Below are 24,922 nucleotides of genomic sequence, written 5' to 3'. Positions count from 1 at the left end.
GGGTGTGGTGGTGGGGCGTTTTGGGGGGAGGGGCGAGGCCGCCCCCCCCGCCCTTCCTTTTTTCTTCTTCTTTATCCTTGGTTTAAAACCCTCTTTTGGGGGGGGGCGGCCCCCCCCCCCCCCCCCCGCCACCGCCAGGATCAGGTTGTATTCCCAGCCTTCCTTGACGATGAAGAAGCCGTTGGCGCGGTGCACGGTCCAGGCCGCCACCAGCATCAGGGCCACGAACCCGGCCGCCGGGATCGGGGTGAGCAGGCCCAGGGCCAGGCCGAGGCCGGCCGCGATCTCGGTGGTCGCCGCGACCCGGGCGTGGAACAGGCCCGGTTTCATGCCGATGCTGTCGAACCAGCCCGCGGTGCCCGGGATGCGGCCGCCGCCGAAGAACTTGTTGTAGCCGTGGGCGGCCATCGTCAGCCCGAGGACGACCCGCAGGACAAGGAGCGCTGTATCAGATGCCACGTGACAGAATCTAGGCCATCTGTTACGCCGCTGCCCAGCCCCCGTCCACACTCAGGATGGTCCCGTGGATGTTTCCGGCGTCGTCGCCGGCCAGGAACACCACGGCGGCGGCCACCTCTTCGGGTGTGCTCATCCGCCGCGACGGGATACGGGCCAGCACCGGGGCCACTTCGTCGGCCACGTCGAGGGCGCGCTCCGTCGCGATCGGCCCCGGGGCCACCGCGTTCACCCGGACTCCGCGCGGGCCGTATTCGACCGCCCACGACTTGGTCAGCGAGTGCACGGCCGCCTTGGTCGACGAGTACAGGGCGGACTGATCTCCGCCGATCAATCCGGTGATCGATCCGATGTTGACCACCGCGCCGTGGCCACGCTCGGCCATGGCCGGTACCAGGGCACCGGTGAGCAGGAACGGCGCGATGACGTTGGTCTGATATGACTCGGCAAGCGCCTGCTCGGAGACCTCGCCGGTGGGTTCGGGCAGGCCCCATACCCCGGCGTTGTTGACCAGGATGTCGATCTGGCCGCCCGCGGCCGCCGCGGCCTGCTGTGCGAGTCGGTGCACCTCGGCCCCGCCGGCCCCGAGGTCGGCAGCGACGAACTCGGCTTGCCCTCCGGCAGCACGGATCTCGGTGACGACGGTATCGCCGCGTTCTTTGTTCCGGCCGCTGACGACGACGAGGGCCCCCTCGGCCGCCAGGGCCTTGGCGATGGCGACGCCGAGGCCGCCGGTGGATCCGGTGACAAGGGCTGTGCGACCTTGCAGACGCGTAATATTTGGACTCATGAGTCCAGGTATAAGCCGCTGAAAATGGACCCGCAAGTCCAGAAATTGACCGCCAAGGGCGCAGCCACCCGACGCCGCATCATCGAGGGCGCGGCCACCGTGATCCGCAGCAACGGCGTGGCCGCGACCACCCTCGACGACATCCGGGCCCACACCCAGACCTCCAAGAGCCAGCTGTTCCACTACTTCCCCGACGGCAAGGACCAACTCCTGCTCGCGGTCGCCGAGCGCGAGGCCCAGATGGTGTTGGAAGACCAGCAGCCCTACCTGGGTGAGTTGACCTCGTGGGCCGCGTGGCAACGTTGGCGCGACGCGGTGGTCGAGCGCTACCGACGTCAAGGCCAGAACTGCCCGTTGAGCCTGCTCATGTCCGAGATCGGCCGCACCACCCCCGGCGCCCAGGCGGTCACCAAAGCCCTGCTGCGGCAATGGCACGACGAGATCGCCGCGGGTATCCGGCACATGCAGGCGCAGGGCAAGGTCGCCGCCGACCTGGACGCCGACCGGGCGGCCGCCGCGTTGCTGGCCGGAATCCAGGGTGGCGTGAGCGTTCTGCTCGCCTCTGGGGATCTGAGCTATCTGGAGTCGGCCCTGGACGTCGGCATCGCCATGCTGCGTCGCGGCTAACCGCCCAGCGCGGCCTCCAGCCGGGCGACGTAGGCGTCGATGTCCCCGACCGCCGACCGAGCGGCATGCACGCTCACGGCCACGGTCTGACCGATCCCGTGCACCCCGTGCGTCAGTCCCATCATCAACGACAGCGAGGGGTACCCGGCCGTCACCAACACACCTGCGCCACCGAACCGCAGATCCGCCGCGCCACGGTTGACGCTGGACACCACGGTGTTGCCGGTGACCATCGGGGCCCGAACCGTCGGATCGAATTGCGCCACCCCCCACCGCAACAGCGGTGCCGGGGTGGCAGCGAACGCGCGGCCGGCCGCGACCATCCCCGGGTGAGCCGCGCGGCGACGACGATCGGCGAAGTCCGCCGCGATGTGTGCGATTCGGTCTGCCACGGCGAGTTCGGGATACAGACCGATGCCGACGTTGCCGAAGTGGTTGTGCGCGCACCGGATCCCCGTTGTCTCCATGGGCACCTCCGCCGCGAGCGCACCGGTATCGTCGCCGAACTCACGGAGGTGCTCGTCCAGCGCGGACGAGATCGCGGCCAACGCACCGACCGTCACCGTCGGCCCGGGGATCTGTGGACGCTGCCGGATGATGGTGCGTACCCACCGCTCACCCGTCGGCTCGGTATTGCTGTGCAGCACCGGACGCGGCGGCGCCGGCGCCGGCACCACACCGGATTCGGTGTCGCGCATCAGGTTCCGGTGGGTGCGGGCCGCCTCGATCGCACGCCAAGGCAACCGGGCCGCCGGGAAGCGGGGTGCGGACACGGGCACCACTGGCTCGGCGCGGCCGAACAGCCACGCCGCCAACGCCGAGGCCCGGGTCCCGTCGGCGAGGGCATGCGAAATCTGCAACACCGCGACAGTTCCGGTTTCGGCGCCCGGAATCGCACGGACCCTCGCGAATACGTGGACGCGCCAAGCCGCGACGGTGACGTCGAGCTGGTGGTCGGCCAACTGCGCGACGGCATCCAGGCACTCGTTCCACTCGAGTTCACCGCGGTGGACGGCGAACTGGTCTTCGCGCACCGGCCGCGGCGCCCAGACTGGGTACGTCAGCGCGCAGTCGTCACGGATACACACGGTCAGGTCTGGGCAGCGTTGGGCACGTGTCCGGATCTCGGCCACCGCGGCACCGAGATCCGCCGGCAGTCCGTCGAATCCATAGAGGAGAAACTGATCGTTGGGCAGTTTGGCCGACATCCACCAGTTCTGGGCGTCGATCGCGGCCAGACGTCGCACCGGTCAACTCCGTCCGGGACTACCGATGAAATCCACGATCTGTCGCCCGACCGCGTCCGGCCGGTCCAACTGCAGGAAATGCCCAGCATGGTCGATGATGCCCACCGCACTGCCGCTCGGCAGGATCTGCTCCACCCACCGGGCGTAATCCGGTGCGGCACAGCCGTCGTCGGTTCCGTGGAGGTACAGCGTCGGCAGCACCGGCGCCGACAGCCAGTGCTCGTGGAGCGCGGCATACCGGGCCGGCGGCTTACTGCCGCGGATCATGGCCCGGTAATACCCGAGCGCGGCCCGCCACCGGTCGGGCGCCCCGATCGCGGCGTCGACGTGGCGTACGTCCTCGGCGGCGTCGTAACCCGGCGACCAATGCCTCCACAGGGTCGGCACCACCCACGATGCGGATCGCTCAGGTAGCCAAGGCAATTGGAAGAACATCATGTACCAGCTGCGGAGAAGTTGACGCGGCAACTGGGCCAACAGCTTTCCGGTGTCGGGCACCCGGCCCAGCGGCCGGAACGACGCCGACGGCGGGACCGACATGATCACGGATTTGGCAAACCTGTTCTCCGGCATCGCCGCCAGGCCCGAGGCGGTGATGGCGCCCCAGTCATGCCCGATCAGCACATCGTTTCCGGTCGGCCCGACGGCATCCAGTACCCGCAGCGCGTCATCCATCAGTGCTCCGACGTGATAGCTGCCGTCGGTGGGAATCGACGACGGCACGTAACCGCGCAGAAACGGCGCCACCACTTTCCAGCCGGCATCGGCCAGCACCGGCGCGACCTTCCGCCAGCCGTAAGCGGTATCGGGAAAACCGTGCAGACATAACGCGACCGGGCCGTCGTCGGGGCCCCAGACCAACGCCCGCAGCTGTACCGCGGGTGTGTCCACATCGATCCAACGGGGCTCACTCATGGCTGCACCGGCTCGTACCGAGAAAGCAGCCACTGGTCACCGTCTTTGACCACCGTGGCCCGCACGATCGACAACGTTCTCTCCGGCACGTTTCTTCCGACCTGGACGCTTTGATCGACGTACATCATCACCTCGGCGCGGTCCGGCTCCGCGCTCACCACGCCCACGCTCTGCACATCGGCGACGGCCGAGATCTGCTGAGCATGCGCCGCCGGGATCACCTGGTCGATCATTGCGGTGTACTTCCCGAGGAACTCCCCGGTCATCCGGTCACGGGCCGCGGTCAGCTGCTGGTCGACGGTGTCGGTCTCATACGACAGCATCTGGATGGTGATGTCTTTGGCCGCCTCGACGGATTCGGTTCGGGCCGTGTCACTTTCGTGTTGCGTGACGATCAGCCAGCGCAACACCCCGCAGGCCGACGCGAGGACCAGTGCGATCACGGCCAACACCAGCGGGACCCGCGAGCGGGTACGCGCCGGCTGGTCCGTGTTGTCGGCCGTGGGCTCTTCCGTCGCGTCCGGCTCGTCCGTCGCGCCCGACACTTCCGGGTCTTCCGCAACTTCAGGGCTTTCCGGGCCTTCTGGGCTTTCTGGGGCTTGGGGGTCCATCTGCGCCGTGTCCTGGGGCTCGGCGCCCTCGGGCTCGGGCTCGGTAGCCTCCGATGTCGTGCTCTCGGGCTCGACGGCCTCCGGCGTCGCGCTCTCGGGATCGGGGGCCGGTGGCTCGACCGCGGTCTTCTCGAGGTTCACCTGCTCCGGTGTCTCGGCAGATTCCGCCGCGGCCTTACGGCGCCCGGCCGGCGGCATCTTGTGTCGGCCGCTCATTGGATGAACTCCACGTTGGAGACCTTCGCCTTGCCGTCAATGTCCTGCACGGTCAACACCATTCGCCATACCTGTGGCTTCTGCTCGGGCACCCCGGCGTTGGTGGAGCGGATGGTCGCCGAGACGAGGACTTTCGCCTCATCGGGCGAGTAGGACTTCAGCCCCGATGCCGTGACGGTGCCCACCGATTTCGATTTGATCTGTTTGACGACTTCCAGGAATGACTTCGAACGCTTGTCGAAGTCGTCGTAGAACGCACCGGTGGAGGTGTCGAGCACCCTCTGGATGTCGTCCTCGGCGTGTTCCCAGTCGACCGAGGTCAGATTGAGCGCGGCCTGGCGTGCGGTGTCGACGAACATCTCACGCCGCTGCTGATCCTGCTTTACCTGAGAGAACTCGTATCCCAGCCAACCGGTCAGCGCCACGAGCGCGACGAGAAGCACAGCGCCGAGAGCCGTCGGCGTCGCCACGAGCCGTCGCCGCCTGGACACCGCCGGAACGTCGTCCGCCGGTTCTTTTTCGTCAGCGGTGGTCTCGTCGTCGGCCTCTGCGGTCTCGTCAGCCTCCGTCTGCTCGACAGGCTCGGCGTCGGCGCTGTCGTCTGCCATACATCTGCTCCTCGGGGCACTACGTGTCGCGTGGGTTGGCACGCGTGCGATCCAAAGTACGTGGCACCGGTCACACCGTGATCAGCGGTCCCGGGTGCGGGCGCCGACGGCTCGCAGGGCAAAGTCCACGGCTGCCGCGCACGCCGCCTCCCGATCCCCGTCGGCAGGTAGACGGGACAGCTCATGGCTCACCACGGCGCGGATGGCCGCGGCGTCCCGCTCCGGTTTGGCCAGCGGAAATGAGCCGTCGTCGCGGCCGCGGCGCAGAAGTCGCGCCAGGGCCCGTTCGCGGTCGAAGCGCCACTGTTCCTGAGCCTCGTCGTACCCCTTGGCCGAGCGAACCTCGTCGGAATCCAGAACGGTGGCGTGCCCACGCAACCGCGCATCGTGGATCACCTCGAACGCCACACTTATCCACTGCGCGAGCCGCTCGACCGGCATCCCGTCGTCGTCGGCGATCCCGTCGAGACGGCAGCCCAACAACCTGCCGCCGCTCTGCTGCATCGCCAAAAACAGCGCGTCCTTGGATTCGAAATGCCGGTAGAACGCCCGAGTGGACAATCCTGCCCTGGCCAGGATCGCCGTCAGCGGTACCGCACCGGCGTGCGGCTCGGACAGGCACGTGAACGCGGCTTTGATGATTGCCTTGCGATCATCGGCGTCGCGTGCCGCGTCACCTGGCTCGATTTGCACGATTCACGATTCTAGGAATGCACCGCTGCAGCGGGTCGCAGATGGGGCGAAAACCGGCCTGGGTAACGTGACCTCCGGGGCCTGGCGAGAGGAATGTCCGTGAGCACCGCGAAACCAGAGCACAGCGAATTGCGGACCGTCGCGTTCCGCGGGGTCGACGACTTGAATCTGGTCGGCGACGAATGGAACCGCGATGCGGCGTCGGCCTCCGAGAAGCCCACTGTGCTGCTGCTGCACGGCGGCGGGCAGAACCGGTTCTCGTGGAAGAACACCGGCCAGATCCTGGCCGATCGCGGGCTGCACGTCATCGCGCTCGACGCACGTGGGCACGGCGACAGCGATCGCTCACCCAGCGCAAACTATTCGGTCGAGGTGCTGTGCGCCGATGTTCAGCATGTGCTGTACCAGATCGGCCGTCCCGTCGTGTTGATCGGCGCGAGCATGGGCGGGCTGACCGGCATCCTGGCCGCCCACGAAGCCGGTCCGGAACTGGTCACCAAACTGGTGCTCGTCGATGTGGTGCCACGGTTCGAGAAGAGCGGCAGCGCCCGCATTCGCGACTTCATGTTCACCAATGTGAACGGCTTCGACTCGTTGGAGGAGGCCGCCGAAGCGGTGGCGGCCTACCTGCCGTATCGCACCAAGCCGCGCAGTCCGGAAGGGCTCAAGAAGAACCTGAGGCTGCGCGACGGGCGCTGGTACTGGCACTGGGATCCGGCGTTTCTGACCAAGCCCGAAGACGATCCGTTCGTCCGGGTCGAGAAGCTGGAGCAGGCCGCGATAAACCTGTCGATCCCGATCCTGCTGATCCGCGGCAAGCTGTCCGACGTCGTCAGTCCCGAAGGGGTGCAGGACTTCCTGGAGAAGGTGCCCGCCGCCGAGTTCGTCGAGCTGTCCGATGCCGGGCATACCGCCGCCGGTGACGACAACGACGCGTTCACCGGGGTGGTCGTGGAGTTCGTCGGCCGCTGACCTATTACGGCTTCGGATCCGCCTGTTCGGCCTCGGCCAGCCGCTGATGCAGCCGCTCCCGGATATCCTGCGGGGTATAGGCGTTTCGGCGCCGCTGATCCCGCGCCACCATGACACCACCGGCCACGACACCGGCGACACCGGCCAGCCCGACCCACTTCCAGATGCTGCGCATGCCCCGAGTCTGCCTAAGCTGCGCATGTGAAAGCGAACACGGTGTCATTGACCAAGGCGTTGGAGGAGACCCGCACCGGTGACATCTGGTTGTTCCGCGGCGGGTCCGGGCCCGACCGGGCGATCCAAACCTTGACCAACAGCCCGGTCAACCACGTCGGGATGACCGTCGCGATCGACGATCTACCACCGCTGATCTGGCATGCCGAACTCGGCGACAAGCTGCTCGACCTGTGGACCGGCACCCACCACCGCGGCGTGCAACTGCACGACGCCCGTCAGGCCGTCGAACGCTGGGCCCACAGTTACGGGCAGCGCTGCTGGTTGCGTCAGCTCACCCCGTTCGCCACCCGCGAGCAGGAGGACACGCTGCTCAAGGTGATCGCCCGGATGGACGGCACGGCCTTCCCCACCACGGCCCGGCTCACCGGACGTTGGCTTCGCGGCAGGGTCCCCGTCGTCAGCGATTTCACTCGCGGAATTCCGTTCGTCCACAGCAAGGTTCGCGAATCGGCCGAACGCAGGAAGGCACGCGATCGCCAGGTCGGGCTGGAAACCGCCTACTGCGCGGAGACCGTGGCCATCACCTACGAGGAGATGGGTCTGCTGACCACCGAGAAGCACTACAACTGGTTCGATCCCGGGTCGTTCTGGAGCGGTGACGAGCTGCCGTTGACCGACGGATACGCGCTGGGCGACGAGATCTCGGTGATCGTCGACTGAGACGCCGAAACGTCGCCGAACGTGCACACAGATCGCGTTCCGGGCGGAATTCGCGATCTATGTGCACATTCGGGACACCGATCACTGCCTTCACAAACCGAACTTGGCCCGAGCCTCGTCGGTGACCGGCGTGAACAAGTTGACCAGGTTCCCATCCGGGTCGCGGAACAGCAGCGCACGATTACCCCATGGCATCGTCGTCGGTTCCGTCACCACCTCACCGACCTTCCCCCGCAGCCGCTCGTACTCGGCGTCCACATCGTCCACGATGAACTCGATGATTGCGCTGCGGTTGGCCGCGGGCTCGGCGGACCCGGCCCCGAACAGCGGGACTGTCTTGTCACTGCCGATGGCCAAAGTGCCGACCGGGGTGGGGATCTCGGCGAACAGTTCATTGCCCCACACGGCGTCGGCTCCGGTGACCGTCTCGTAGAACGCGACGAGACGCAACACGTCGGCGGTGATGATGCGGGTCGAAACGAATTTCATGCCCGGCACCCTAGGCCCGACCACCGACACCAAGCGCCGGGCACGAATTCAGCCGTTGAGTGCCGGCATCATCACGGGATACTGCACCCATCGGCAATCGGTGAACACGAGGTCGCGCACATAACTGAAATCCGACCAGAGCCTGCGGCCGCCCCGGGTTATTCGCATGAGCCGCACCCGTCGGTCGACCTCGTCGAGTTCGTCAGCTGTCGCCAAGCGGCGCGGGCCGGCCGTCCCGTACAGCCGCACACCGATCGGCTTGTGAAACCGACCGGTCAGCAGCGAGCGGAGCCAGAAGCCGGTTCCCCGGTCCACCGCCATGACGCACACCTGCGGGTTGGCGTCCAAATTCTCGGCCAGGCGTTCGGTGTACTGGTCGAAGTAAAAGCCCGTGCCGTCGGCGCGCAGAAAGACTGTCCCGATGGGCGTGATCGTGGGCCCACCGGCGGCGTCGACCGAAGCAATGGTGACGTGCCCGGCCGAGCGCCGCCCGCGCTCCACCATCTCGCGCACCGACGGCCATTGACGTGCAAGCTGATCCGGCATACCGACATTGTGCAGCCTGCGGACAGGCCGTTTCCGGTTCAGTCGACTCGAAAGACGCCGAAAGTGAACAAGATGTCGAGATTTTCGTGAAATCTCGACATCGTCTTCACTTTCGGCGCTGTTCGTGGCACCTACACGTTGAAGCGGAACTCCACCGGTTGGTCATCCCCTTCTATCGCCGCCTTGGTGGCGGTAAACCATGTTCGGATGTAGCGACGGTGGGGCTCAGCTGCCTCCGCCAACACGGTCGGGTTCGCCGCGAGATAGTCGACCAGCCACCGCGACAACCCATCCCACTCCTCCACAGCGCCAGCCGGATGCAGCTTCCAACCCAGGTGCTCCACCGTCCACTGGTCCTTGGCCTGATTGCTCAGCATCGACGCTGTGACCCAGTTCGACTCGTCGTCACGCCCGCCTCGGCTGACGGGCACGACATGATCGACCGTCGGGAACAACTCCCAGAAAGCGGGGTGCGTCGCTGAGACCTTCCAGTTCGGATGTGTCGGAAAGTCGACCCCCAGCACGACATGGAGGAGTCGGAGAACGCCGGGGTTAACGAGGCGGTTGCCCGTGTAGCGGTCGATGAAGCCATCACGCATGAACAGCTTCATCGACTGACGTTCTGAGTACCGGCGGGCGATCTTCTCTACCGGCTTGAACGGATACTGCGACCTAAGGGTCGCTTTAGCAGAACAGGAGTCGCCCCCAGCAAGAGCAGCGCATACCTCGAACAGCACGTCGGCCTTTGAGTCCACCCGCACACCTCCCAGCTAATTGGCACCCTTGCCGCCAGACCTACACGTTGAAGCGGAACTCCACCACATCCCCGTCGGCCATCACGTAGTCCTTGCCTTCCATCCGCACCTTGCCCGCAGCCTTGGCAGCAGCCATCGATCCGGCCTCGACGAGGTCGTCGAAAGACACGATCTCGGCCTTGATGAAGCCCTTCTCGAAGTCGGTGTGGATCACGCCGGCCGCCTTGGGTGCCGTGTCGCCCCGGTGAATCGTCCAGGCTCGCGATTCTTTGGGCCCGGCCGTCAGGTAGGTCTGCAAATTCAGGGTGTGAAAGCCGGCCCGGGCCAGGGCATCCAGGCCGCGTTCGGTCTGCCCGATCGACTCCAGCAGTTCGGCGGCCGATTCCTCGTCGAGCTCGATCAGCTCCGATTCGATCTTGGCATCCAGGAACACCGCGTCGGCCGGGGCCACCAGCTCACGGAGTTCGGCGACACGCGCAGCGTCGGTGAGCACCGACTCGTCGGCGTTGAACACGTACAGGAACGGCTTGGTGGTCATCAGGTTCAGCTCACGCAGGATCGACCAGTCCTGGGCCGACGAGACCACAGAGGACAGAGTCTTGCCGCCATCCAGTACGGCCTGGGCCGCGATGGCCGCATCCAAGAGCGGCTTGCGTTCTTTGTTGTTGCGGGCTTCCTTCTCCAGCCGCGGAATCGCCTTCTCCAGCGTCTGCATGTCGGCCAGGATCAGCTCGGTCTCGATCACCTCGATGTCCGAGCGTGGGTCCACCCGGCCGTCGACATGCACCACGTCGTCGTCGGCGAACACCCGCACCACCTGACAGATGGCGTCGCACTCGCGGATGTTGGCCAGGAACTTGTTCCCGAGACCGGCGCCCTCGGACGCGCCTTTGACGATTCCGGCGATGTCGACGAACGTCACCGGCGCCGGCACGATCTTCTCCGACCCGAAGATCTCCGCGAGCTTGTCGAGCCGGGGATCGGGCAGCGGCACCACGCCCTCGTTGGGCTCGATGGTCGCAAACGGGTAGTTGGCCGCCAACACGTCGTTACGTGTCAGGGCGTTGAACAGAGTCGACTTTCCGACGTTCGGCAAACCGACGATTCCCAGGTTCAGGCTCACAGGGACCACAGTCTAGGCCGGTGTGACAGGCGCGCCAGCGTGAGCTGGCAGCACGCGGCCAGACATAGCCGGTACGGTCTACGTGTGTCAGGACAGCGCGCACAGTCGGCAGTGCCGGCTGATCATCGCTCTGTACACCCGCGTTTCGCCGGTGTGCCGTGGTGGGGCGCTGTCTTGTTGGCCGTCACGGCTACTGCGATCGGCTTTGCTTTCGACGCCGGTTCCGGTGACCGGGAGCTCAGCGCTGTGTTTGCGGTCTGCTACTCCCTGGGTTGCCTTTTGGCTGTTCTCGCGGTTCAACAGGCCGGGCTGTTCACCGCCGTGATCCAGCCGCCGCTGATCCTGTTCGTCGCTGTTCCCGGGTCCTATTTCCTGTTCCACGGCGGCCAGCTCGACGGCGTGAAAGATCTGGCGATCAACTGCGGATACCCACTGATCGAACGCTTTCCGTTGATGCTGTTCCTCTCGGCGGCAGTCCTGCTGATCGGCCTGGGCCGGTGGTACGTCGGCCTCACAACACGCCGCGGAGGCGAGGAGATCGAGCCGACCGGCGCCACGCACACCGTCAAAGCCGGCCGGACCGCCACAGCCACGCCCGTCGCGGGAATTGTGGCTTCTGTCACAGAGAAACTTTCCGGACTGGTTCTCCGCAAACCCGCGACGGCGTCGACTCGTCGGGCCCGGGCCACCGACCAAGATCCGGCCACTGACGTTCCGCCGCGGCGCCGCCCATCGGAACGGCCCCCGCGGCGACGACCGGCCGGCGCAGGCGCCGCATCCGAAGCGGGGTCGGCCGCCGGGCGCCCCCGAGGCGAACGCCGACCCACGAAACGCACCGCGCCGCCGCGTCCCCGTCCGGGCCGTGCGCCCGACGCCGACCTCGGCAGCGAATTCGACGGGGCTGTCCCTGAGCGTCCGCGACGTCCGAGGCCGCCGCGTCCGGCCGAGCCCGGAGCCGGCGAGCCGCGTCGGCGGGCGCGGACCGAGCCGCGGGATCCACGCCGCCAGCCGCCGCCCGATCGTCGTGAAGCGGGAAGTTTCGAGGCCCATGAACGGCCCCAGCGACGTCGCCGCCGATTCGACGACTATCAGCCGTTCGAGGATTCCTTCGAACCCCCCACCCGCTCTGGCCGCTCGACGCACCATCCGGTGTCACGGGTGCGCTACCGCGGCACCGACGATGAGGATCACCGGGTGGAGCACCGCACGCGGCCCCGCTCGTCCACCCGGGGGCAGGCGCCCAGGGGACGTCACTCCTGGGAGTACGACGACTGAACGGGCGGGTCGGGCCTCAGGCCCGTGGCGGGCGGATCTCCCGCGGCAGGGCGAACACCAGTGTCTCGTTGGCGGTGGTCACCGGCTGCACGGTGCCGTAGCCGTAGTCGGCGAGCCGTTCGAGCACACCGCGCACCAGCACCTCGGGCACCGAAGCCCCTGAGGTGACGCCCACCGTGGTGACGCCGTTCAGCCAGGCCGGGTCGATGTCCTCGGCGTAGTCGACCAGGTGCGCATCCCGAGAGCCGGCCCCGAGCGCCACCTCGACCAGTCGGACCGAGTTGGACGAGTTACGCGAACCGACCACGATCACGAGTTCGCACTCGGGCGCCATGGCCTTCACCGCGACCTGACGGTTCTGCGTGGCGTAGCAGATGTCGTCGCTCGGCGGATCCTGCAGCGTCGGAAACTTCTCACGGAGCCGACGCACGGTCTCCATGGTTTCGTCGACGCTCAGCGTGGTCTGCGACAGCCAGATGACCTTGTTCGGGTCCCGCACGGTGACCTTGTCCACCGCGTCCGGATTGTCGACGACCTGGACGTGGTCGGGGGCCTCGCCTGCAGTGCCGACAACCTCTTCGTGGCCTTCGTGGCCAATCAGCAGGATGTCGAAGTCGTCACGGGCGAACCGCTTGGCCTCGTTGTGCACCTTGGTGACCAGCGGGCAGGTGGCGTCGATGACCTGCAGGCTGCGGGCGGCGGCCGTCTCGTGCACGGTCGGGGCGACACCGTGCGCCGAGAACACGACGATGGCGCCTTCGGGCACCTCGTCGGTTTCGTCGACGAATACCGCGCCGGCCTTGGCCAGCGTCTCCACCACGTGCTTGTTGTGCACGATCTCGTGCCGTACGTAGACGGGGGCGCCGTGCTTCTCCAGGGCGCGTTCCACGGTCTCGACTGCGCGGTCGACGCCGGCACAGTATCCGCGCGGCTCGGCCAGCAGAACTCGTTTGCCCGAGGCTTGCGAACCACCGCCTGACCTCACCGAGCTGGTGGCACCCGGGATACCCATATTGATTGTCGACGGCATGTCACCAGGGTACGGGGCGACAACGCAACGGAGCCAGCCGTGGCTGTGGCTAGTCTGTGCACATGGGAACTGCACCGTATGGGGTCCGGCTGCTGGTGGGTGCGGCGGTCACCACCTTGGAAGAAGCCCGCAAGTTACCCCACACCATCCTGACGTACCCCATGACCGTGGCCAGCCAGGCCGCCAACATCGTCATGCATGTCCAGCAGAACCTGGCCGAACTGGTGATCAAGGGCGACGAAACGCTCGAGCAGCTGTTTCCGCCCAAAGATGAGCAGCCCGAGTGGGCCACTTTCGACGAGGATCTCGACGCCGACGACACTGACGCGGCGCACGATGCGCCCGACGCCGACGGCGAACGACGCACCGAGGGCCGGTTCGCGCTCTACAGCACCGGTGAGCCGGAGGCGGGAGGGGCAACCAACGGCAAGTCCACTGCCACCAAGAGCAAGGCCACCACGAGCACCGCACCGGACATCGCCGACGAACTCGGCTATGACGCGCTGACGCTGGCGCAGCTGCGCGCCCGGCTGGCGTCATTGCGGGTCGCCGATCTCGAAGCGCTACTGGCCTACGAAGAGGCCGGCCGTGCCCGCGCACCGTTCGTCACCCTGCTCGCCAACAGAATCACCCGCGCGACCGCGAAGTGACCGAACCGGGTCAGTCACCGGAGAATCCCTGGCCGGTCCGCGCCGTGGCGACCCGGGTCGCCAAGTGGATCGATCGCCTGGGCACGGTCTGGGTCGAGGGGCAGCTGACCGAACTGAAGATCCGCCCGGACTCCAAGACCGTGTTCATGGTGCTGCGCGATCCGGCGGCCGACATGTCGCTGACCCTGACGTGTCCGCGTGACCTGGTGCGCAACGCCCCGGTGAAGTTGTCCGAGGGCACGCAGGTGATCGTCTGCGGCAAGCCGAACTTCTACACCGGTCGTGGCACGTTCTCGTTGCGGGTCAACGAGATTCGCGCGGTCGGCATCGGCGAATTGCTGGCCCGCATCGAGCGGCTCCGTCGGCTGCTCGAAGCCGAAGGGCTGTTCGACCCTCGGCTCAAACGACCGATCCCGTTCCTGCCCAGCACTATTGGGCTGATCACCGGCCGGGCGTCGGCTGCCGAGCGAGATGTCACCACCGTGGCCACCACCCGTTGGCCCGCGGTGCGTTTCGCGATCCGCAACACGGTCGTGCAGGGGCCCAACGCCGTCCCGCAGATCGTGGAGGCCCTGGCGGCGCTGGACGCCGACGACGAGGTGGACGTGATCGTCCTGGCCCGCGGCGGCGGCAGCGTCGAGGACCTGTTGCCGTTCTCCGACGAGACCCTGTGCCGAGCCATCGTGGCGTGCCGCACTCCGGTGGTCAGCGCGATCGGCCACGAACCCGACACTCCCCTGTCTGATCTGGTCGCCGACCTGCGTGCGGCCACCCCGACCGACGCAGCCAAGCGGATCGTGCCCGATGCGGCCGTCGAACAGGCGCTGATCACCGATCTGCACCGGCGCAGCGCCCGCGCTCTGCGCAATTGGGTGCACCGCGAACAGCACCACCTCGAGCAGCTGCGCAGCCGGCCCGTCCTGGCCCAGCCGCTGGCCGCGCTCACCGCGCGGGCCGAGGAGGTGCACCGGTGCCGCGCCACCGCCGAGCGCGACATCACCCGGTTGATCGACGCCCAGGCGGACACGATCGGACATCTGTCGGCGCGGCTGACCGCGCTCGGGCCGGCGGCGACGCTGGCCCGCGGTTACGCGGTGGTGCAGACGGTCCCGTCGGCCGGCGATCCGGTGGTCCTGCGTTCGGTGGACGACGCGCCAGAGGGCACCCGGTTGCGGGTGCGGGTGTCCGACGGGGTGGTCACCGCCGTCAGCGACGGCAATGAGGCAGCAGCCGTCAGCGACGGCAATGAGGCTGCAGGCGTCAGCGACGGCAGCGAGTAGAAGGTACGAAGATGAAGCCTATTAGTGAACTGGGCTACGAAGAGGCCCGCGATGAGCTGATCGCTGTCGTCCAGCAACTCGAACAGGGTGGCCTCGACCTCGATGCTTCGCTCAATCTCTGGGAACGAGGCGAGAAGCTGGCGAAACGGTGCGAACAGCACTTAGCTGGCGCCCGCAAGCGTGTCGAGCAGGCGCTGGCCGCCCGCGAGTCCCGAGAAGATTGATCCAGCAACCAGGTCGGGCGATCCCGCTCGAAACTGGAACATGTTTCAGTTACCCTGTCCGGCATGGGTGATCCGAAACTGACCACCGAACTCGGCCGCGTCCTGGTCACAGGCGGCTCCGGCTTCGTCGGCGCCAACCTGGTGACCGAACTACTCGAACGCGGGTACACAGTGCGGTCCTTCGACCGCGCGCCGTCCCCGCTCGGCGATCACGCCGGCCTCGAGGTCGTCGAGGGCGACATCTGCGACAAACAGACGGTGGCCGCGGCCGTGAAGGATGTCGACACGATCATCCACACCGCAGCCATCATCGATCTCATGGGTGGCGCCTCGGTCACCGAGGAGTACCGGCAGCGCAGCTTCGCCGTGAACGTCGAGGGGACCAAGAACCTGGTACACGCCGGCCAGGAGGCGGGGGTCAAACGCTTCGTCTACACCGCGTCCAACAGTGTGGTGATGGGCGGTCAGGACATCGTCAACGGTGACGAGACCATGCCGTACACCAACCGGTTCAACGACCTCTACACCGAGACCAAAGTGGTCGCCGAGAAGTTCGTGCTCGGCCAAAACGGTGAGCACGGCATGCTCACCTGCGCGATCCGCCCCAGTGGTATCTGGGGCCGCGGCGATCAGACCATGTTCCGCAAGGTGTTCGAGAATGTGCTCGCCGGACACGTCAAGGTCCTGGTCGGCAACAAGAACATCAAGCTGGACAACTCTTACGTGCACAACCTGATCCACGGATTCATCCTGGCGGCCCAGCACCTGGTCCCCGGTGGCACCGCGCCCGGTCAGGCCTATTTCATCAATGACGGCGAGCCGATCAACATGTTCGAGTTCGCCCGCCCGGTCCTGGCTGCCTGCGGTCGCCCGCTGCCCACGTTCCGGGTCTCAGGACGCCTGGTACACAAGGCGATGATGGTGTGGCAGTGGCTGCACTTCAAGTTCGGCATTCCCGAGCCGCTGATCGAACCCCTTGCGGTGGAACGGCTTTACCTCAACAACTACTTCTCGATCGCCAAGGCCCGGCGCGACCTCGGCTATGAGCCGTTGTTCACCACCGAGCAGGCCATGGCCGAATGCATGCCGTACTACACCGACTTGTTCCGTCAGATGGAGTCCGCAGCCAAGCAGCCTGTCACCGCGTAATCAGCGGTACAGGTGCACCGGATGGTGCGTGGACTGCTCGATACGCGCCGACGCGGCATGCAGTAGGTCGGTGCCCAGGGTGATGAGCGCGCGGGCCGCGGCGATCTCCTCACCGATCATCGGTGCGCCCGGGTCTTTCGGGTTGCGGTAGGCATCGCCGGTGGCCGACATCGTGTCGTCGCGCAGCTGTGCCCGGGCCGAGGCGTGGGTGTGGATCTCGTCCTCGGAGAACTCGATCTCGATGAGCCATTTGTTGGTCAGATCCTTGTCGTACATCTCAATCTCCCTCCACCTACAAGGGTGCGCCGGTTCTGTCCGCGACACCAGGTAGCAGGGTCAGGACCAGGTGGCGCAGCATGGCGATGAACGTCAGGGCCCACACCCCCAGCGCCAGCCAACCTTCGAGGTAGCCGATGTTCTCCACGATCGGCAGCTGGTCGGCCTGTCCGAGATAATGCCCGCCGACGCCGTACATGCCGAGCGGGAACACCACGCTCCACATCGTCGCGTCGTACCGCAGCGGGATCCGGTGGACGAGATGGCGCCAGACGCCGGCGGCGATCAACGGTGGGATCAACCAGGTACCGAACGCCCAGAAGAACACCGAGGTACCGGCGATCAGCCCCCGGGTGGCCGCGACCATCGGGGCGTCGGCCATCTCCACGATCCGGGCACCGGCGACGACGGTGATCGCCGTGGCGCCCATCGCCACCCAGTAGGGCGGCGTGAGATCCTCGGGTCGCAGTGGATACATCAACATCCGCAGCGCGACGAACATGCCGGCGGCGCCGTACAGAAAGATCCCGACGGACCACGAGAACACCGCCAGCAGCGCGAGTTCACTGCGCCCCTGGGCGATCTGGGGTTGCAGGGCGGCGGCCAGCACGGCCACCGATTGACTGGCGACCACCCAGATGAACCACGTGCCGTTGGCGCTTTGCAGGACGGGCCGGGCCGCGCGGCCCAGCACCGCTGTCCACGGCACCACGTAGCCCAGGACCATCCAGGCCACCCAACCGACGGCCAGCAGACCCAGGGCGACGCCGTAGTGCCCGTCGGTGGCCAGCCGGGTGCCCAGCACATTGGTGGCGGCGACGAACGTGAACATCGCGAAACCGCGCCGCGGGTCGGTCAGGTCGGCGAAGAACTCGCGACGGAACGCGATGATCCGCGCGGTCACCAACACCACCAGGACCACATAGGAGATGGCCGCCAGCCACAACAACACCACCGACAGCGCGTACGTGCGGTGATACTGCGCGGCGATCGACACGATGCCGGTGCCCATGACGAGCGCGAAGTACCCCGGATGCAAGCTGCGGACGGCTTCGGAACCCCTCGCCTGGTTCATGTTCTGGTCATACCATCACCTGGATTTCACCGGGCCCCGAGTGGCGTTCTCCGATGACGGCGCCCAAGTGCGCATAAAGTTCAACGGACACAGGATTTTCCGCGCGGAAGGGGCATCACCATGCCGAACGGCAAACCGAACATCCTCGTGATCTGGGGCGACGACATCGGTATCAGCAACCTCAGCTGTTACAGCGACGGCATGATGGGCTACCGCACCCCGAACATCGACCGCATCGCCAACGAGGGCATGCGGTTCACCGACTCCTACGGCGAGCAAAGTTGTACCGCGGGCCGGGCGGCGTTCATCAGTGGGCAGAGCGTCTACCGCACCGGCATGAGCAAAGTCGGCGCACCCGGCTTTCCCATCGGCTGGGCCGCCGAAGATCCCACCATCGCCGAACTTCTCAAGCCCCTGGGCTACGCGACCGGACAGTTCGGTAAGAACCACTTCGGCGATCTGAACAAATATCTGCCGACCGTGCACGGCTTCGACGAGTTCTACGGCAACCTGTATCACCTCAACGCCGAGGAGGAACCGGAACAGTTCGACTACCCGCATGCCGACCAGTTCCCGGTGCTGCACCAACTGGCCAAGCCACGGGGTGTGCTCGACTGCAAGGCCACCACCGACGTGTCCAGCGAACCCGACGATCCCAAGTTCGGCCCGGTCGGCAAGCAGACCATCACCGACACCGGCCCGCTGACCAAGAAGCGGATGGAAACGGTCGACGAGGACATCGCCGACCGCACGGTCGATTACATCAAGCGTCAACACGAGGACGGCAACCCGTTTTTCGTGTGGTGCAACTTCACCCACATGCACCTCTACACCCACACCAAGCCGGAAAGTCGTGGGCAGGCCGGGTTGTGGCAATCGTCCTACCACGACACGATGATCGACCACGATCGCAACGTCGGCACGGTGCTCGACGTGCTCGACGAACTCGGTATCGCCGAGGACACCATCGTCATCTACTCCACCGACAACGGCCCGCACCGCAACTCCTGGCCGGATGCCGGCACCACGCCGTTCCGCAGCGAGAAGGACACCAACTGGGAGGGCGCCTTCCGGGTGCCCGAGATGATCCGTTGGCCCGGAAAGATCAAGGCGGGCAGCATCTCCAACGAGATCATCCAGCACCACGACTGGTTACCGACCCTGTTGGCCGCGGCGGGCGAGCCGGACATCGCCGAGAAGTTGAAGAAGGGTCACAAGGCCGGTGCCGACGGTGAGACCGAATACAAGGTCCACATCGACGGGTTCAACCTGCTGCCCTACCTGACCGGTGAAGTCGAGACCAGCCCTCGGCGCGGGTTCTTCTATTTCTCCGACGACGGCGACCTGGTGGCACTGCGGTTCGAGAACTGGAAAGTCGTGTTCGCCGAACAACGGTGCCAGGGCACCATGCGGATCTGGGCCGAGCCGTTCACCCACCTTCGAGTGCCGAAGCTGTTCAACCTGCGCACCGACCCGTTCGAATACGCCGACCTCACCTCGAACACGTACTACGACTGGTTTCTGCACCACGACTACTTCGTGTTCTATGCGATCGCCATGGCCACGAAGTTCCTCGACACCTTCAAGGAATTCCCACCCAGGCACGCACCAGCGAGTTTCACGATCGACCAAGCCGTGGAGAAGCTCGAGAAGTTCCTCGCCAAAGACTGACAGGAAGGGGCGACCATGCCGAACGGAAAACCGAACATCCTGGTCATCTGGGGTGACGACATCGGGATCAGCAACCTGTCCTGCTACAGCATGGGGCTGATGGGTTATCAGACGCCGAACATCGACCGCATCGCCAAGGAAGGCATGCTGTTCACCGATGCCTACGGCGAGCAGAGCTGCACGGCCGGCCGGGCGTCGTTCATCACCGGCCAGAGCGTCTACCGCACCGGCCTGAGCAAGGTCGGTTTCCCGGGCGCCGACGTCGGATTACAAGCCGAGGACCCGACGATCGCCGAATGCCTCAAGCCGCTCGGGTACGCCACCGGGCAGTTCGGCAAGAACCACCTTGGCGACCTCAACAAGTACCTGCCGACCGCACACGGGTTCGACGAGTTCTTCGGCAATCTCTACCACCTCAACGTGGAAGAAGAACCGGAGCTGCCAGACTATCCCAAGAGGGAAGACTTCCCGGTGCTCGCCGAGATGCAGCGGCCGCGTGGTGTCATCCACTCATGGGCCACCGACAAGATATCGACAGAACCCGACGACCCCAAGTACGGTCCGATCGGCAAGCAGCGCATCGAGGACACCGGCCCGCTGACCAAGAAGCGGATGGAGAACATCGACGACGAAACCACCGACGCCTGTGTGGATTTCATTCGGCGGCAGGTCACGGCCGACACCCCGTTCTTCGTCTGGATGAACACCACCCACATGCACCTGCGCACCCACACCAAACCGGAATCGGTGGGGCAGGCCGGTGTTTGGCAATCGCCCTACCACGACACGATGATCGACCACGACCGTCACGTCGGCAAGTTGCTCGATCTGCTCGATGAACTCGGCATCGCCGAGGACACCATCGTCATCTACTCCACCGACAACGGGCCCCACGCCAACACCTGGCCCGACGGGGCCACCACCCCGTTCCGCAGCGAGAAGAACACCAATTGGGAGGGCGCGTTCCGGATTCCCGAACTCATCCGCTGGCCGGGAAAGATCAAGGCGGGCAGCATCTCCAACGAGATCATCCAGCACCACGACTGGTTCCCGACCTTCCTGGCCGCCGCGGGTGATACCAACATCGTCGACAAGCTCAAGGCCGGACACACGGTGGGTGACAAGCAGTTCAAGGTCCACCTCGACGCGTTCAATCTCCTGCCCTATCTGACCGGTGAGGCCGAGGAGAGTCCGCGTAAAGGATTCATCTACTTCTCCGATGACTGCGATGTGCTCGGATTCCGGTTCCACAATTGGAAAGTCGTATTCCAGGAGCAGCGGTGTCAGGGACGGCTGCAGATCTGGATGGAGCCCTTCACACCGCTGCGGGCTCCCAAGATCTTCAACCTGCGCACCGACCCGTACGAGCAGGCTGACATCACCTCGAACACCTATTTCGATTGGTGGCTCGATCACGACTACATCGCGTTCTACGGCAGCGCGATCGTCACGCAGTTCCTCGACACGTTCCGGGAGTTTCCGCCCCGGCAGGAGGCGGCGTCGTTCACGATCAACCACGCAGTGGAGAAACTGCACGCGTTCCTGGCGGCCGACTAAGTGCTGGAGTCATGGAAAGACGGGGTTACGAAGTCGGCGATCGTCGAGTTCGTGGACCGGGCCGGCACCGAGGTCGCACCTGAGGATCGCGTCGCGGTGTTCGACAACGACGGCACGCTGTGGTGTGAGAAGCCGGCCTACATCCAGCTGGACTTTCTGGTGCGCCGACTGGCCGCACAGGCCGCCGACGACCCCGCTCTGGCCGCTCGGCAGCCGTATACCGCAGCCGCCGCCGGCGATCTCGAATGGTTCGGTGACGCCGTCACCAAGCACTACAACGGCGACGACTCGGACCTCAAAGTGCTTGCCGGGGGCATACTCTCGGCGTACGCCGGGCTGACGGTCGAAGAGCACGCCGGCCGGATCAAGGAGTTCTTCGCCGAAGCGGTGCACCCGAGCCTGGTCCGGCCGTACACCACCTGCGGGTATTCACCGATGGTCGAGTTGTTGCGGCATCTGGAGGCCAACGGATTCACCTGCTACATCGTCTCCGGCGGCGGCCGAGATTTCATGCGGCCGGTGACGGTCTCGATGTACGGCATCCCACCGGAACGGGTGATCGGGAGTTCGGTGGGTTTGGATTTCGTCGACGGCAACCTCAAGACGACCGCCACACCGGAGTTCCTCAACGATGGTCCGACGAAAGCGGTGCGTATCTGGGGCAGGATCGGCCGGCGTCCGATCTTCGCCGTCGGTAACTCCAATGGCGACATCGAAATGCTCGAATACGTCAGTGCCGGCACCGGACCCACGCTGAGCATGCTGGTGCGCCACGACGATGCCGACCGCGAATTCGACTACACCGCGGGCGCGGAGAAGGCGCTGGCACTCGCCGTCGAGCGCAGCTGGACCGTGGCGAGCATGCGGGACGATTGGACGACGATCTTTGGGTGAGCGACTGCCGAGGTCATGGGTTCTGCGTCCAGGGCGCAAAATTACGAGTACTCCCTACCCGCACCGCAGAGTCGATCGATGACAGCTGCCGATCTGGTCTGGATTCCGGCGCAGACAACCGTTCTGGGCTCTGACGCGCACTATCCGGAGGAAGCCCCGGCGCGGGAGGCGAGCACACCGGGATTCTGGATTCAGCGTCATCAGGTGACCAATGTCGAGTACGCCACGTTCGTGGAGGCCACCGGTTATGTCACGGTCGCCGAACGACCGGTCGATCCGGACGACTTTCCCGGCGCGCAAGTGGAAAACCTGGTGCCCGGGTCCATGGTGTTCCGGCGCACCGCCGGCCCGGTGGATCTGCGGCACATCAACCTGTGGTGGGCCTGGACTCCCGGCGCCTGTTGGAACCATCCTCGCGGGCCACGATCGTCGCTGAAAGGTCGCGAACACCATCCGGTCGTGCACATCGCCTTCGAAGACGCCGCGGCATATGCGGACTGGGCCGGGCTGCAACTCCCGACCGAGGACGAGTGGGAGATCGCGGCCCGTGGCGGTCTGGTCGGTGCGTCCTATACGTGGGGTGACGAACCCGAGCACCCCGGGCAACGCCTCGCGAATTATTGGCACGGCGAGTTCCCGTATCTTCCCGAAACCGGCTATGGCACAACGAAACCGGTGGGAAGCTTCGAACCCAACGGTTACGGGTTGTTCGACATGGCCGGCAACGTCTGGGAATGGACCGCCGACTGGTACGGCCAGGACCGCCCCACCACACCCTGTTGCGCGGCCGATACGTACGACCCGAATCAGCCGCAGTTCCAGATCGCTCGTCGGGTGATCAAGGGCGGTTCGTTCCTGTGTGCCGACAGTTACTGCATGCGCTACCGCCCGGCGGCCCGGCGACCGCAGATGGTGGATACGGGTATGAGCCACATCGGTTTTCGGTGCGTGCGCCGCAACTGAGTGCCGTTCAGCCGAACGCTGGGCCGACGAAGCGGCTCAGCATTTCCAGTTCGGCGGCCTCGTCGGCGCCCGGCCAGACCAACAGTGACAACACCAGTCGCACAATCCAGGCCGCAGCCACCGGATCGTCCTCACCCAGCCCGCTGAGCTCGGTGGCGAACGTGGTCGGCACCGGTGAGCGGGCCAGATCGGCCGCTATGCCACCGCCACTGCGCAGTGAGCTCAGCAGCAGGCCGAACATCGGGTCGGCCCGGATGAGTTGCAGCGCCACGGTCACCGCGGTGAGCACGCGCTGCGCCCCGGTCAGCCCGTCGACCCGCTCACGGATCTCCCCGACGATCTTGGCGGCCAGCCGGGCCAGCACCGCATCGCGGATCTGCGCTTTACCGCCCGCATGCCGGTACACCGTCGCCCGAGAGCAGTGCACGCGCGCGGCCAGTGCATCGATGTCGAGTGTGTCGAGGCCGTCACGCGCGGCCATCTCTGCGGCCGCGGCATAGATGCGCTCGGCGGCCTCGGCACGTCGATCTCCACCGACCAGCCAGTCCGTCCGCCCCGGAGACACAACGACAATTTATCGCACCTTGAGACAAAATCAGCTGAATATCTCATCTGGTCCGCAGGTCAGCCCGAGCCCCTGAGACAGTCGCGCATCCACCTGTCGAGCGCGGGTTATCAACCTCTGGCGAGCCCGTTGACTCCTCCGGAGGCAGCCGTTCAACCTGGGCAAATGCTTCTGGCACACGAATTGTTCGAGCCGGCCTGCCTCCAGGATCCCTATCCGCTCTATGACCGGTTGCGTGCCGAGGCGCCGGTGGCGCGGGTCGGAGACTCGCCGTTCTTCGTGGTGAGTGCGTACGACGCCGTCATCGAGGCCACGGCGCGCGTCGCGGAATTGTCGTCGAATCTGACCGCCACGATGTGGTCCCAGCCCGACGGCACCGTCGCCGCGTTCGGCATGGGCGAGCCGGGTGCCCCGATCCGCGTGCTGGCCACCGCCGACGACCCGGTACATGCCGCCCATCGCAAGACGGTGCTGCCCCGGATGGCCGCCAAACGCCTGATCGAGCTGGAGCCCTTCATCGCCGAGTCGGCCGTCGATCTGTTGGCGGGGGCGGGTTCGCAGTTCGACTGGATGGAGACTGTGGCCGACCGGTTGCCGATGCTGGTGGTCGCACGCGTCCTCGGGTTGCCGTCCGACGACGTCGAACGGTTGGTGAGCTGGGCGTACGCCATCACCCAACTGCTCGATGGGCTCGTCGACACGGAGCAACTGACGGCGTCGGGGATCGCCGCGGTCGAACTCGGCGGTTACCTGACCGAACGATTCGGTGAAGCGTTGGCAAACCCGGGCGAAAACCTGCTCGGGGACCTGGCGGTCCACTGTGCGGCTGACCGTCTGTCGCCCGATGTAGCGGTGCCGATGCTGATCCAGCTGGTCGGTGCAGGCGGAGAATCCACGGCATCGTTGATCGGCAGCGCGGTCTGGATCTTGAGCCGTCGGCCCGACGTCGTCGAGCGGCTGCGGTGCGAACCGGCCCTGATCGCGCCGTTCCTGGAGGAGGTGTTGCGGGTCGAGTCCCCGTTTCGGGGCCATTACCGGCACGTGCTGAGCGATACCGAGCTGTCTGGCGTCACGGTGCCCGAAGACGCACATCTGCTGCTGTTGTGGGGAGCAGCCAACCGTGACCCAGCGGTGTTCGAGGCTCCAGACGAACTTCGACTGAATCGTCCGAATATCAAGCAGCACTTGGCCTTCGGCAAGGGAAGTCACTTCTGCCTCGGTGCGGCACTGGCACGCCTCGAAGCGCGCATCGTGGTGTCGGCACTGCTTGCCGACGGCCGCACGATACGTCCGGCCGGCGTCACCGAGTGGCAGCCCAGCCTGCTGGTGCGGCGGTTACGTCAGCTTCCGCTGAGCCTGCGGTGAACT

At 66.0% G+C, this 24,922-nt stretch carries 29 protein-coding genes; 13 read left to right on the top strand and 16 right to left on the bottom strand.

The genetic code is table 11. The features are described 5' to 3' along the window. On the bottom strand, positions 1-459 hold a 459-nt coding region (locus A5740_RS13645), incomplete at its 3' end, for a DoxX family protein (protein ID WP_256386370.1). Positions 460-481: 22 nt separating this feature from the next. Further along, positions 482-1,246: an SDR family NAD(P)-dependent oxidoreductase gene (locus A5740_RS13640; RefSeq protein ID WP_076194822.1), complete on the bottom strand. Its 765-nt coding sequence runs from the start codon at positions 1,244-1,246 to the stop codon at positions 482-484. A 24-nt stretch (positions 1,247-1,270) separates the two neighbouring features. Here A5740_RS13640 and A5740_RS13635 point away from each other — a divergent pair, with 24 nt between their 5' ends. Continuing rightward, complete coding sequence (locus A5740_RS13635) at positions 1,271-1,873, top strand: TetR/AcrR family transcriptional regulator (RefSeq protein ID WP_076194821.1); 603 nt, start codon at positions 1,271-1,273, stop codon at positions 1,871-1,873. Here A5740_RS13635 and A5740_RS13630 read toward each other — a convergent pair. From A5740_RS13630 to A5740_RS13610, 5 genes are all read right to left on the bottom strand, one after another. Further along, the gene (locus A5740_RS13630; RefSeq protein ID WP_076194819.1) at positions 1,870-3,120 is read right to left on the bottom strand and encodes a DUF1298 domain-containing protein; all 1,251 of its coding nucleotides are present in this window, start codon (positions 3,118-3,120) and stop codon (positions 1,870-1,872) included. The genes A5740_RS13635 and A5740_RS13630 overlap by 4 nt on opposite strands. Before the next feature lie 3 nt (positions 3,121-3,123). Then, a complete protein-coding gene (locus A5740_RS13625) occupies positions 3,124-4,035 on the bottom strand; it encodes an alpha/beta fold hydrolase (protein ID WP_076194817.1) in 912 nt (303 codons plus the stop codon). Then, positions 4,032-4,862, bottom strand: coding sequence for a hypothetical protein (locus tag A5740_RS13620; protein ID WP_083654100.1), 831 nt, complete (start codon positions 4,860-4,862; stop codon positions 4,032-4,034). Before A5740_RS13620 ends, A5740_RS13625 begins: the two co-directional genes overlap by 4 nt. Beyond that, positions 4,859-5,470, bottom strand: coding sequence for an Mce protein (locus A5740_RS13615; protein ID WP_076194815.1), 612 nt, complete (start codon positions 5,468-5,470; stop codon positions 4,859-4,861). Before A5740_RS13615 ends, A5740_RS13620 begins: the two co-directional genes overlap by 4 nt. A gap of 81 nt (positions 5,471-5,551) precedes the next feature. Continuing rightward, positions 5,552-6,163 carry a TetR/AcrR family transcriptional regulator gene (locus A5740_RS13610; RefSeq protein WP_371454751.1) on the bottom strand — a complete coding sequence of 204 codons (612 nt, stop codon included), beginning with the start codon at positions 6,161-6,163 and terminating at the stop codon, positions 5,552-5,554. 99 nt (positions 6,164-6,262) lie between these two features. On the opposite strand from A5740_RS13610, the gene A5740_RS13605 reads away from it, so the two are divergent. Further along, positions 6,263-7,135 (top strand): alpha/beta fold hydrolase, encoded by an 873-nt coding sequence (locus A5740_RS13605; RefSeq protein WP_076194831.1) that lies wholly within the window; start codon positions 6,263-6,265, stop codon positions 7,133-7,135. 4 nt (positions 7,136-7,139) lie between these two features. Here A5740_RS13605 and A5740_RS28335 read toward each other — a convergent pair whose 3' ends face one another. Then, positions 7,140-7,310 (bottom strand): hypothetical protein, encoded by a 171-nt coding sequence (locus tag A5740_RS28335; protein WP_139335107.1) that lies wholly within the window; start codon positions 7,308-7,310, stop codon positions 7,140-7,142. A gap of 41 nt (positions 7,311-7,351) precedes the next feature. Between A5740_RS28335 and A5740_RS13600 the strand changes: the two genes are divergently transcribed. Then, positions 7,352-8,032 carry a guanylate cyclase gene (locus A5740_RS13600; RefSeq protein ID WP_139335110.1) on the top strand — a complete coding sequence of 227 codons (681 nt, stop codon included), beginning with the start codon at positions 7,352-7,354 and terminating at the stop codon, positions 8,030-8,032. A gap of 90 nt (positions 8,033-8,122) precedes the next feature. Here A5740_RS13600 and A5740_RS13595 read toward each other — a convergent pair whose 3' ends face one another. The 4 genes from A5740_RS13595 to ychF all read right to left on the bottom strand — a co-directional run bounded on the left by A5740_RS13595 (position 8,123) and on the right by ychF (position 10,945). Further along, positions 8,123-8,521, bottom strand: a complete 399-nt coding sequence (locus tag A5740_RS13595; protein WP_076194811.1) for a VOC family protein — start codon at positions 8,519-8,521, stop codon at positions 8,123-8,125. Between the two features lie 48 nt (positions 8,522-8,569). After that, positions 8,570-9,067 carry a pyridoxamine 5'-phosphate oxidase family protein gene (locus A5740_RS13590; protein WP_076194809.1) on the bottom strand — a complete coding sequence of 166 codons (498 nt, stop codon included), beginning with the start codon at positions 9,065-9,067 and terminating at the stop codon, positions 8,570-8,572. A gap of 131 nt (positions 9,068-9,198) precedes the next feature. Beyond that, complete coding sequence (locus A5740_RS13585; protein ID WP_254849180.1) at positions 9,199-9,822, bottom strand: HNH endonuclease; 624 nt, start codon at positions 9,820-9,822, stop codon at positions 9,199-9,201. Positions 9,823-9,862: 40 nt separating this feature from the next. Further along, the gene (ychF, locus tag A5740_RS13580; protein WP_076194805.1) at positions 9,863-10,945 is read right to left on the bottom strand and encodes a redox-regulated ATPase YchF; all 1,083 of its coding nucleotides are present in this window, start codon (positions 10,943-10,945) and stop codon (positions 9,863-9,865) included. 84 nt (positions 10,946-11,029) lie between these two features. On the opposite strand from ychF, the gene A5740_RS13575 reads away from it, so the two are divergent. Further along, a complete protein-coding gene (locus A5740_RS13575) occupies positions 11,030-12,220 on the top strand; it encodes a DUF6542 domain-containing protein (protein WP_076194803.1) in 1,191 nt (396 codons plus the stop codon). A gap of 16 nt (positions 12,221-12,236) precedes the next feature. Here the strand turns inward: A5740_RS13575 and A5740_RS13570 are convergent, their stop codons facing one another. After that, entirely contained in the window at positions 12,237-13,250 is a 1,014-nt protein-coding gene (locus A5740_RS13570; RefSeq protein WP_076194801.1) for a 4-hydroxy-3-methylbut-2-enyl diphosphate reductase, read from the bottom strand. Between the two features lie 62 nt (positions 13,251-13,312). Between A5740_RS13570 and A5740_RS13565 the strand changes: the two genes are divergently transcribed. The 4 genes from A5740_RS13565 (at position 13,313) to A5740_RS13550 (ending at position 16,553) form a co-directional block, all read left to right on the top strand. Further along, positions 13,313-13,900, top strand: coding sequence for a lipid droplet-associated protein (locus A5740_RS13565; RefSeq protein WP_076194799.1), 588 nt, complete (start codon positions 13,313-13,315; stop codon positions 13,898-13,900). Then, the gene (gene xseA / locus A5740_RS13560; protein WP_076194797.1) at positions 13,897-15,180 is read left to right on the top strand and encodes an exodeoxyribonuclease VII large subunit; all 1,284 of its coding nucleotides are present in this window, start codon (positions 13,897-13,899) and stop codon (positions 15,178-15,180) included. The genes A5740_RS13565 and xseA overlap by 4 nt, the downstream gene beginning before the upstream one ends. A gap of 11 nt (positions 15,181-15,191) precedes the next feature. After that, positions 15,192-15,404 carry an exodeoxyribonuclease VII small subunit gene (locus A5740_RS13555; protein ID WP_076194795.1) on the top strand — a complete coding sequence of 71 codons (213 nt, stop codon included), beginning with the start codon at positions 15,192-15,194 and terminating at the stop codon, positions 15,402-15,404. 63 nt (positions 15,405-15,467) lie between these two features. Next, entirely contained in the window at positions 15,468-16,553 is a 1,086-nt protein-coding gene (locus A5740_RS13550) for an NAD-dependent epimerase/dehydratase family protein (protein ID WP_076194793.1), read from the top strand. Here the strand turns inward: A5740_RS13550 and A5740_RS13545 are convergent, their stop codons facing one another. Beyond that, the gene (locus A5740_RS13545; RefSeq protein WP_076194792.1) at positions 16,554-16,829 is read right to left on the bottom strand and encodes a DUF1876 domain-containing protein; all 276 of its coding nucleotides are present in this window, start codon (positions 16,827-16,829) and stop codon (positions 16,554-16,556) included. It abuts the gene before it with no gap. A 16-nt stretch (positions 16,830-16,845) separates the two neighbouring features. After that, on the bottom strand, positions 16,846-17,904 hold the full coding sequence (locus A5740_RS13540; protein WP_076194790.1) for a tellurite resistance/C4-dicarboxylate transporter family protein: 1,059 nt from the start codon (positions 17,902-17,904) through the stop codon (positions 16,846-16,848). 120 nt (positions 17,905-18,024) lie between these two features. Between A5740_RS13540 and A5740_RS13535 the strand changes: the two genes are divergently transcribed. From A5740_RS13535 to A5740_RS13520, 4 genes are all read left to right on the top strand, one after another. Then, entirely contained in the window at positions 18,025-19,575 is a 1,551-nt protein-coding gene (locus A5740_RS13535; protein ID WP_076194788.1) for an arylsulfatase, read from the top strand. A 15-nt stretch (positions 19,576-19,590) separates the two neighbouring features. Next, complete coding sequence (locus A5740_RS13530; protein ID WP_076194786.1) at positions 19,591-21,132, top strand: arylsulfatase; 1,542 nt, start codon at positions 19,591-19,593, stop codon at positions 21,130-21,132. Further along, entirely contained in the window at positions 21,133-22,026 is an 894-nt protein-coding gene (locus A5740_RS13525; RefSeq protein ID WP_076194784.1) for an HAD family phosphatase, read from the top strand. It abuts the gene before it with no gap. 78 nt (positions 22,027-22,104) lie between these two features. Continuing rightward, entirely contained in the window at positions 22,105-22,989 is an 885-nt protein-coding gene (locus A5740_RS13520; protein ID WP_076194783.1) for a formylglycine-generating enzyme family protein, read from the top strand. A 7-nt stretch (positions 22,990-22,996) separates the two neighbouring features. On the opposite strand, the gene A5740_RS13515 is transcribed toward A5740_RS13520, so the two are convergent. Further along, on the bottom strand, positions 22,997-23,554 hold the full coding sequence (locus A5740_RS13515; protein ID WP_076194782.1) for a TetR/AcrR family transcriptional regulator: 558 nt from the start codon (positions 23,552-23,554) through the stop codon (positions 22,997-22,999). 165 nt (positions 23,555-23,719) lie between these two features. Between A5740_RS13515 and A5740_RS13510 the strand changes: the two genes are divergently transcribed. Continuing rightward, positions 23,720-24,919, top strand: a complete 1,200-nt coding sequence (locus tag A5740_RS13510; protein WP_076194781.1) for a cytochrome P450 — start codon at positions 23,720-23,722, stop codon at positions 24,917-24,919. Positions 24,920-24,922: the final 3 nt, after the last annotated feature.

The organism is Mycobacterium sp. GA-1841 (assembly GCF_001954135.1).
Lineage (GTDB): Bacteria > Actinomycetota > Actinomycetes > Mycobacteriales > Mycobacteriaceae > Mycobacterium.
The sequence above is the reverse complement of the archived record's forward strand: the minus strand, read 5'-3'. Positions and strand labels throughout refer to the sequence as shown.

Coding starts and splice junctions, on each gene's coding strand:
- A5740_RS13540 (WP_076194790.1), bottom strand. CDS start 17,904: ATGAACCAGGCGAGGGGTTCCGAAGCCGTCCGCAGCTTGCATCCGGGG.
- A5740_RS13510 (WP_076194781.1), top strand. CDS start 23,720: ATGCTTCTGGCACACGAATTGTTCGAGCCGGCCTGCCTCCAGGATCCC.
- A5740_RS13535 (WP_076194788.1), top strand. CDS start 18,025: ATGCCGAACGGCAAACCGAACATCCTCGTGATCTGGGGCGACGACATC.
- A5740_RS13570 (WP_076194801.1), bottom strand. CDS start 13,250: ATGCCGTCGACAATCAATATGGGTATCCCGGGTGCCACCAGCTCGGTG.
- A5740_RS13565 (WP_076194799.1), top strand. CDS start 13,313: ATGGGAACTGCACCGTATGGGGTCCGGCTGCTGGTGGGTGCGGCGGTC.
- A5740_RS13550 (WP_076194793.1), top strand. CDS start 15,468: ATGGGTGATCCGAAACTGACCACCGAACTCGGCCGCGTCCTGGTCACA.
- A5740_RS13615 (WP_076194815.1), bottom strand. CDS start 5,470: ATGGCAGACGACAGCGCCGACGCCGAGCCTGTCGAGCAGACGGAGGCT.
- A5740_RS28335 (WP_139335107.1), bottom strand. CDS start 7,310: ATGCGCAGCATCTGGAAGTGGGTCGGGCTGGCCGGTGTCGCCGGTGTC.
- A5740_RS13530 (WP_076194786.1), top strand. CDS start 19,591: ATGCCGAACGGAAAACCGAACATCCTGGTCATCTGGGGTGACGACATC.
- A5740_RS13520 (WP_076194783.1), top strand. CDS start 22,105: ATGACAGCTGCCGATCTGGTCTGGATTCCGGCGCAGACAACCGTTCTG.
- A5740_RS13595 (WP_076194811.1), bottom strand. CDS start 8,521: ATGAAATTCGTTTCGACCCGCATCATCACCGCCGACGTGTTGCGTCTC.
- A5740_RS13590 (WP_076194809.1), bottom strand. CDS start 9,067: ATGCCGGATCAGCTTGCACGTCAATGGCCGTCGGTGCGCGAGATGGTG.
- A5740_RS13635 (WP_076194821.1), top strand. CDS start 1,271: ATGGACCCGCAAGTCCAGAAATTGACCGCCAAGGGCGCAGCCACCCGA.
- A5740_RS13640 (WP_076194822.1), bottom strand. CDS start 1,246: ATGAGTCCAAATATTACGCGTCTGCAAGGTCGCACAGCCCTTGTCACC.
- A5740_RS13555 (WP_076194795.1), top strand. CDS start 15,192: ATGAAGCCTATTAGTGAACTGGGCTACGAAGAGGCCCGCGATGAGCTG.
- A5740_RS13545 (WP_076194792.1), bottom strand. CDS start 16,829: ATGTACGACAAGGATCTGACCAACAAATGGCTCATCGAGATCGAGTTC.
- A5740_RS13625 (WP_076194817.1), bottom strand. CDS start 4,035: ATGAGTGAGCCCCGTTGGATCGATGTGGACACACCCGCGGTACAGCTG.
- A5740_RS13620 (WP_083654100.1), bottom strand. CDS start 4,862: ATGAGCGGCCGACACAAGATGCCGCCGGCCGGGCGCCGTAAGGCCGCG.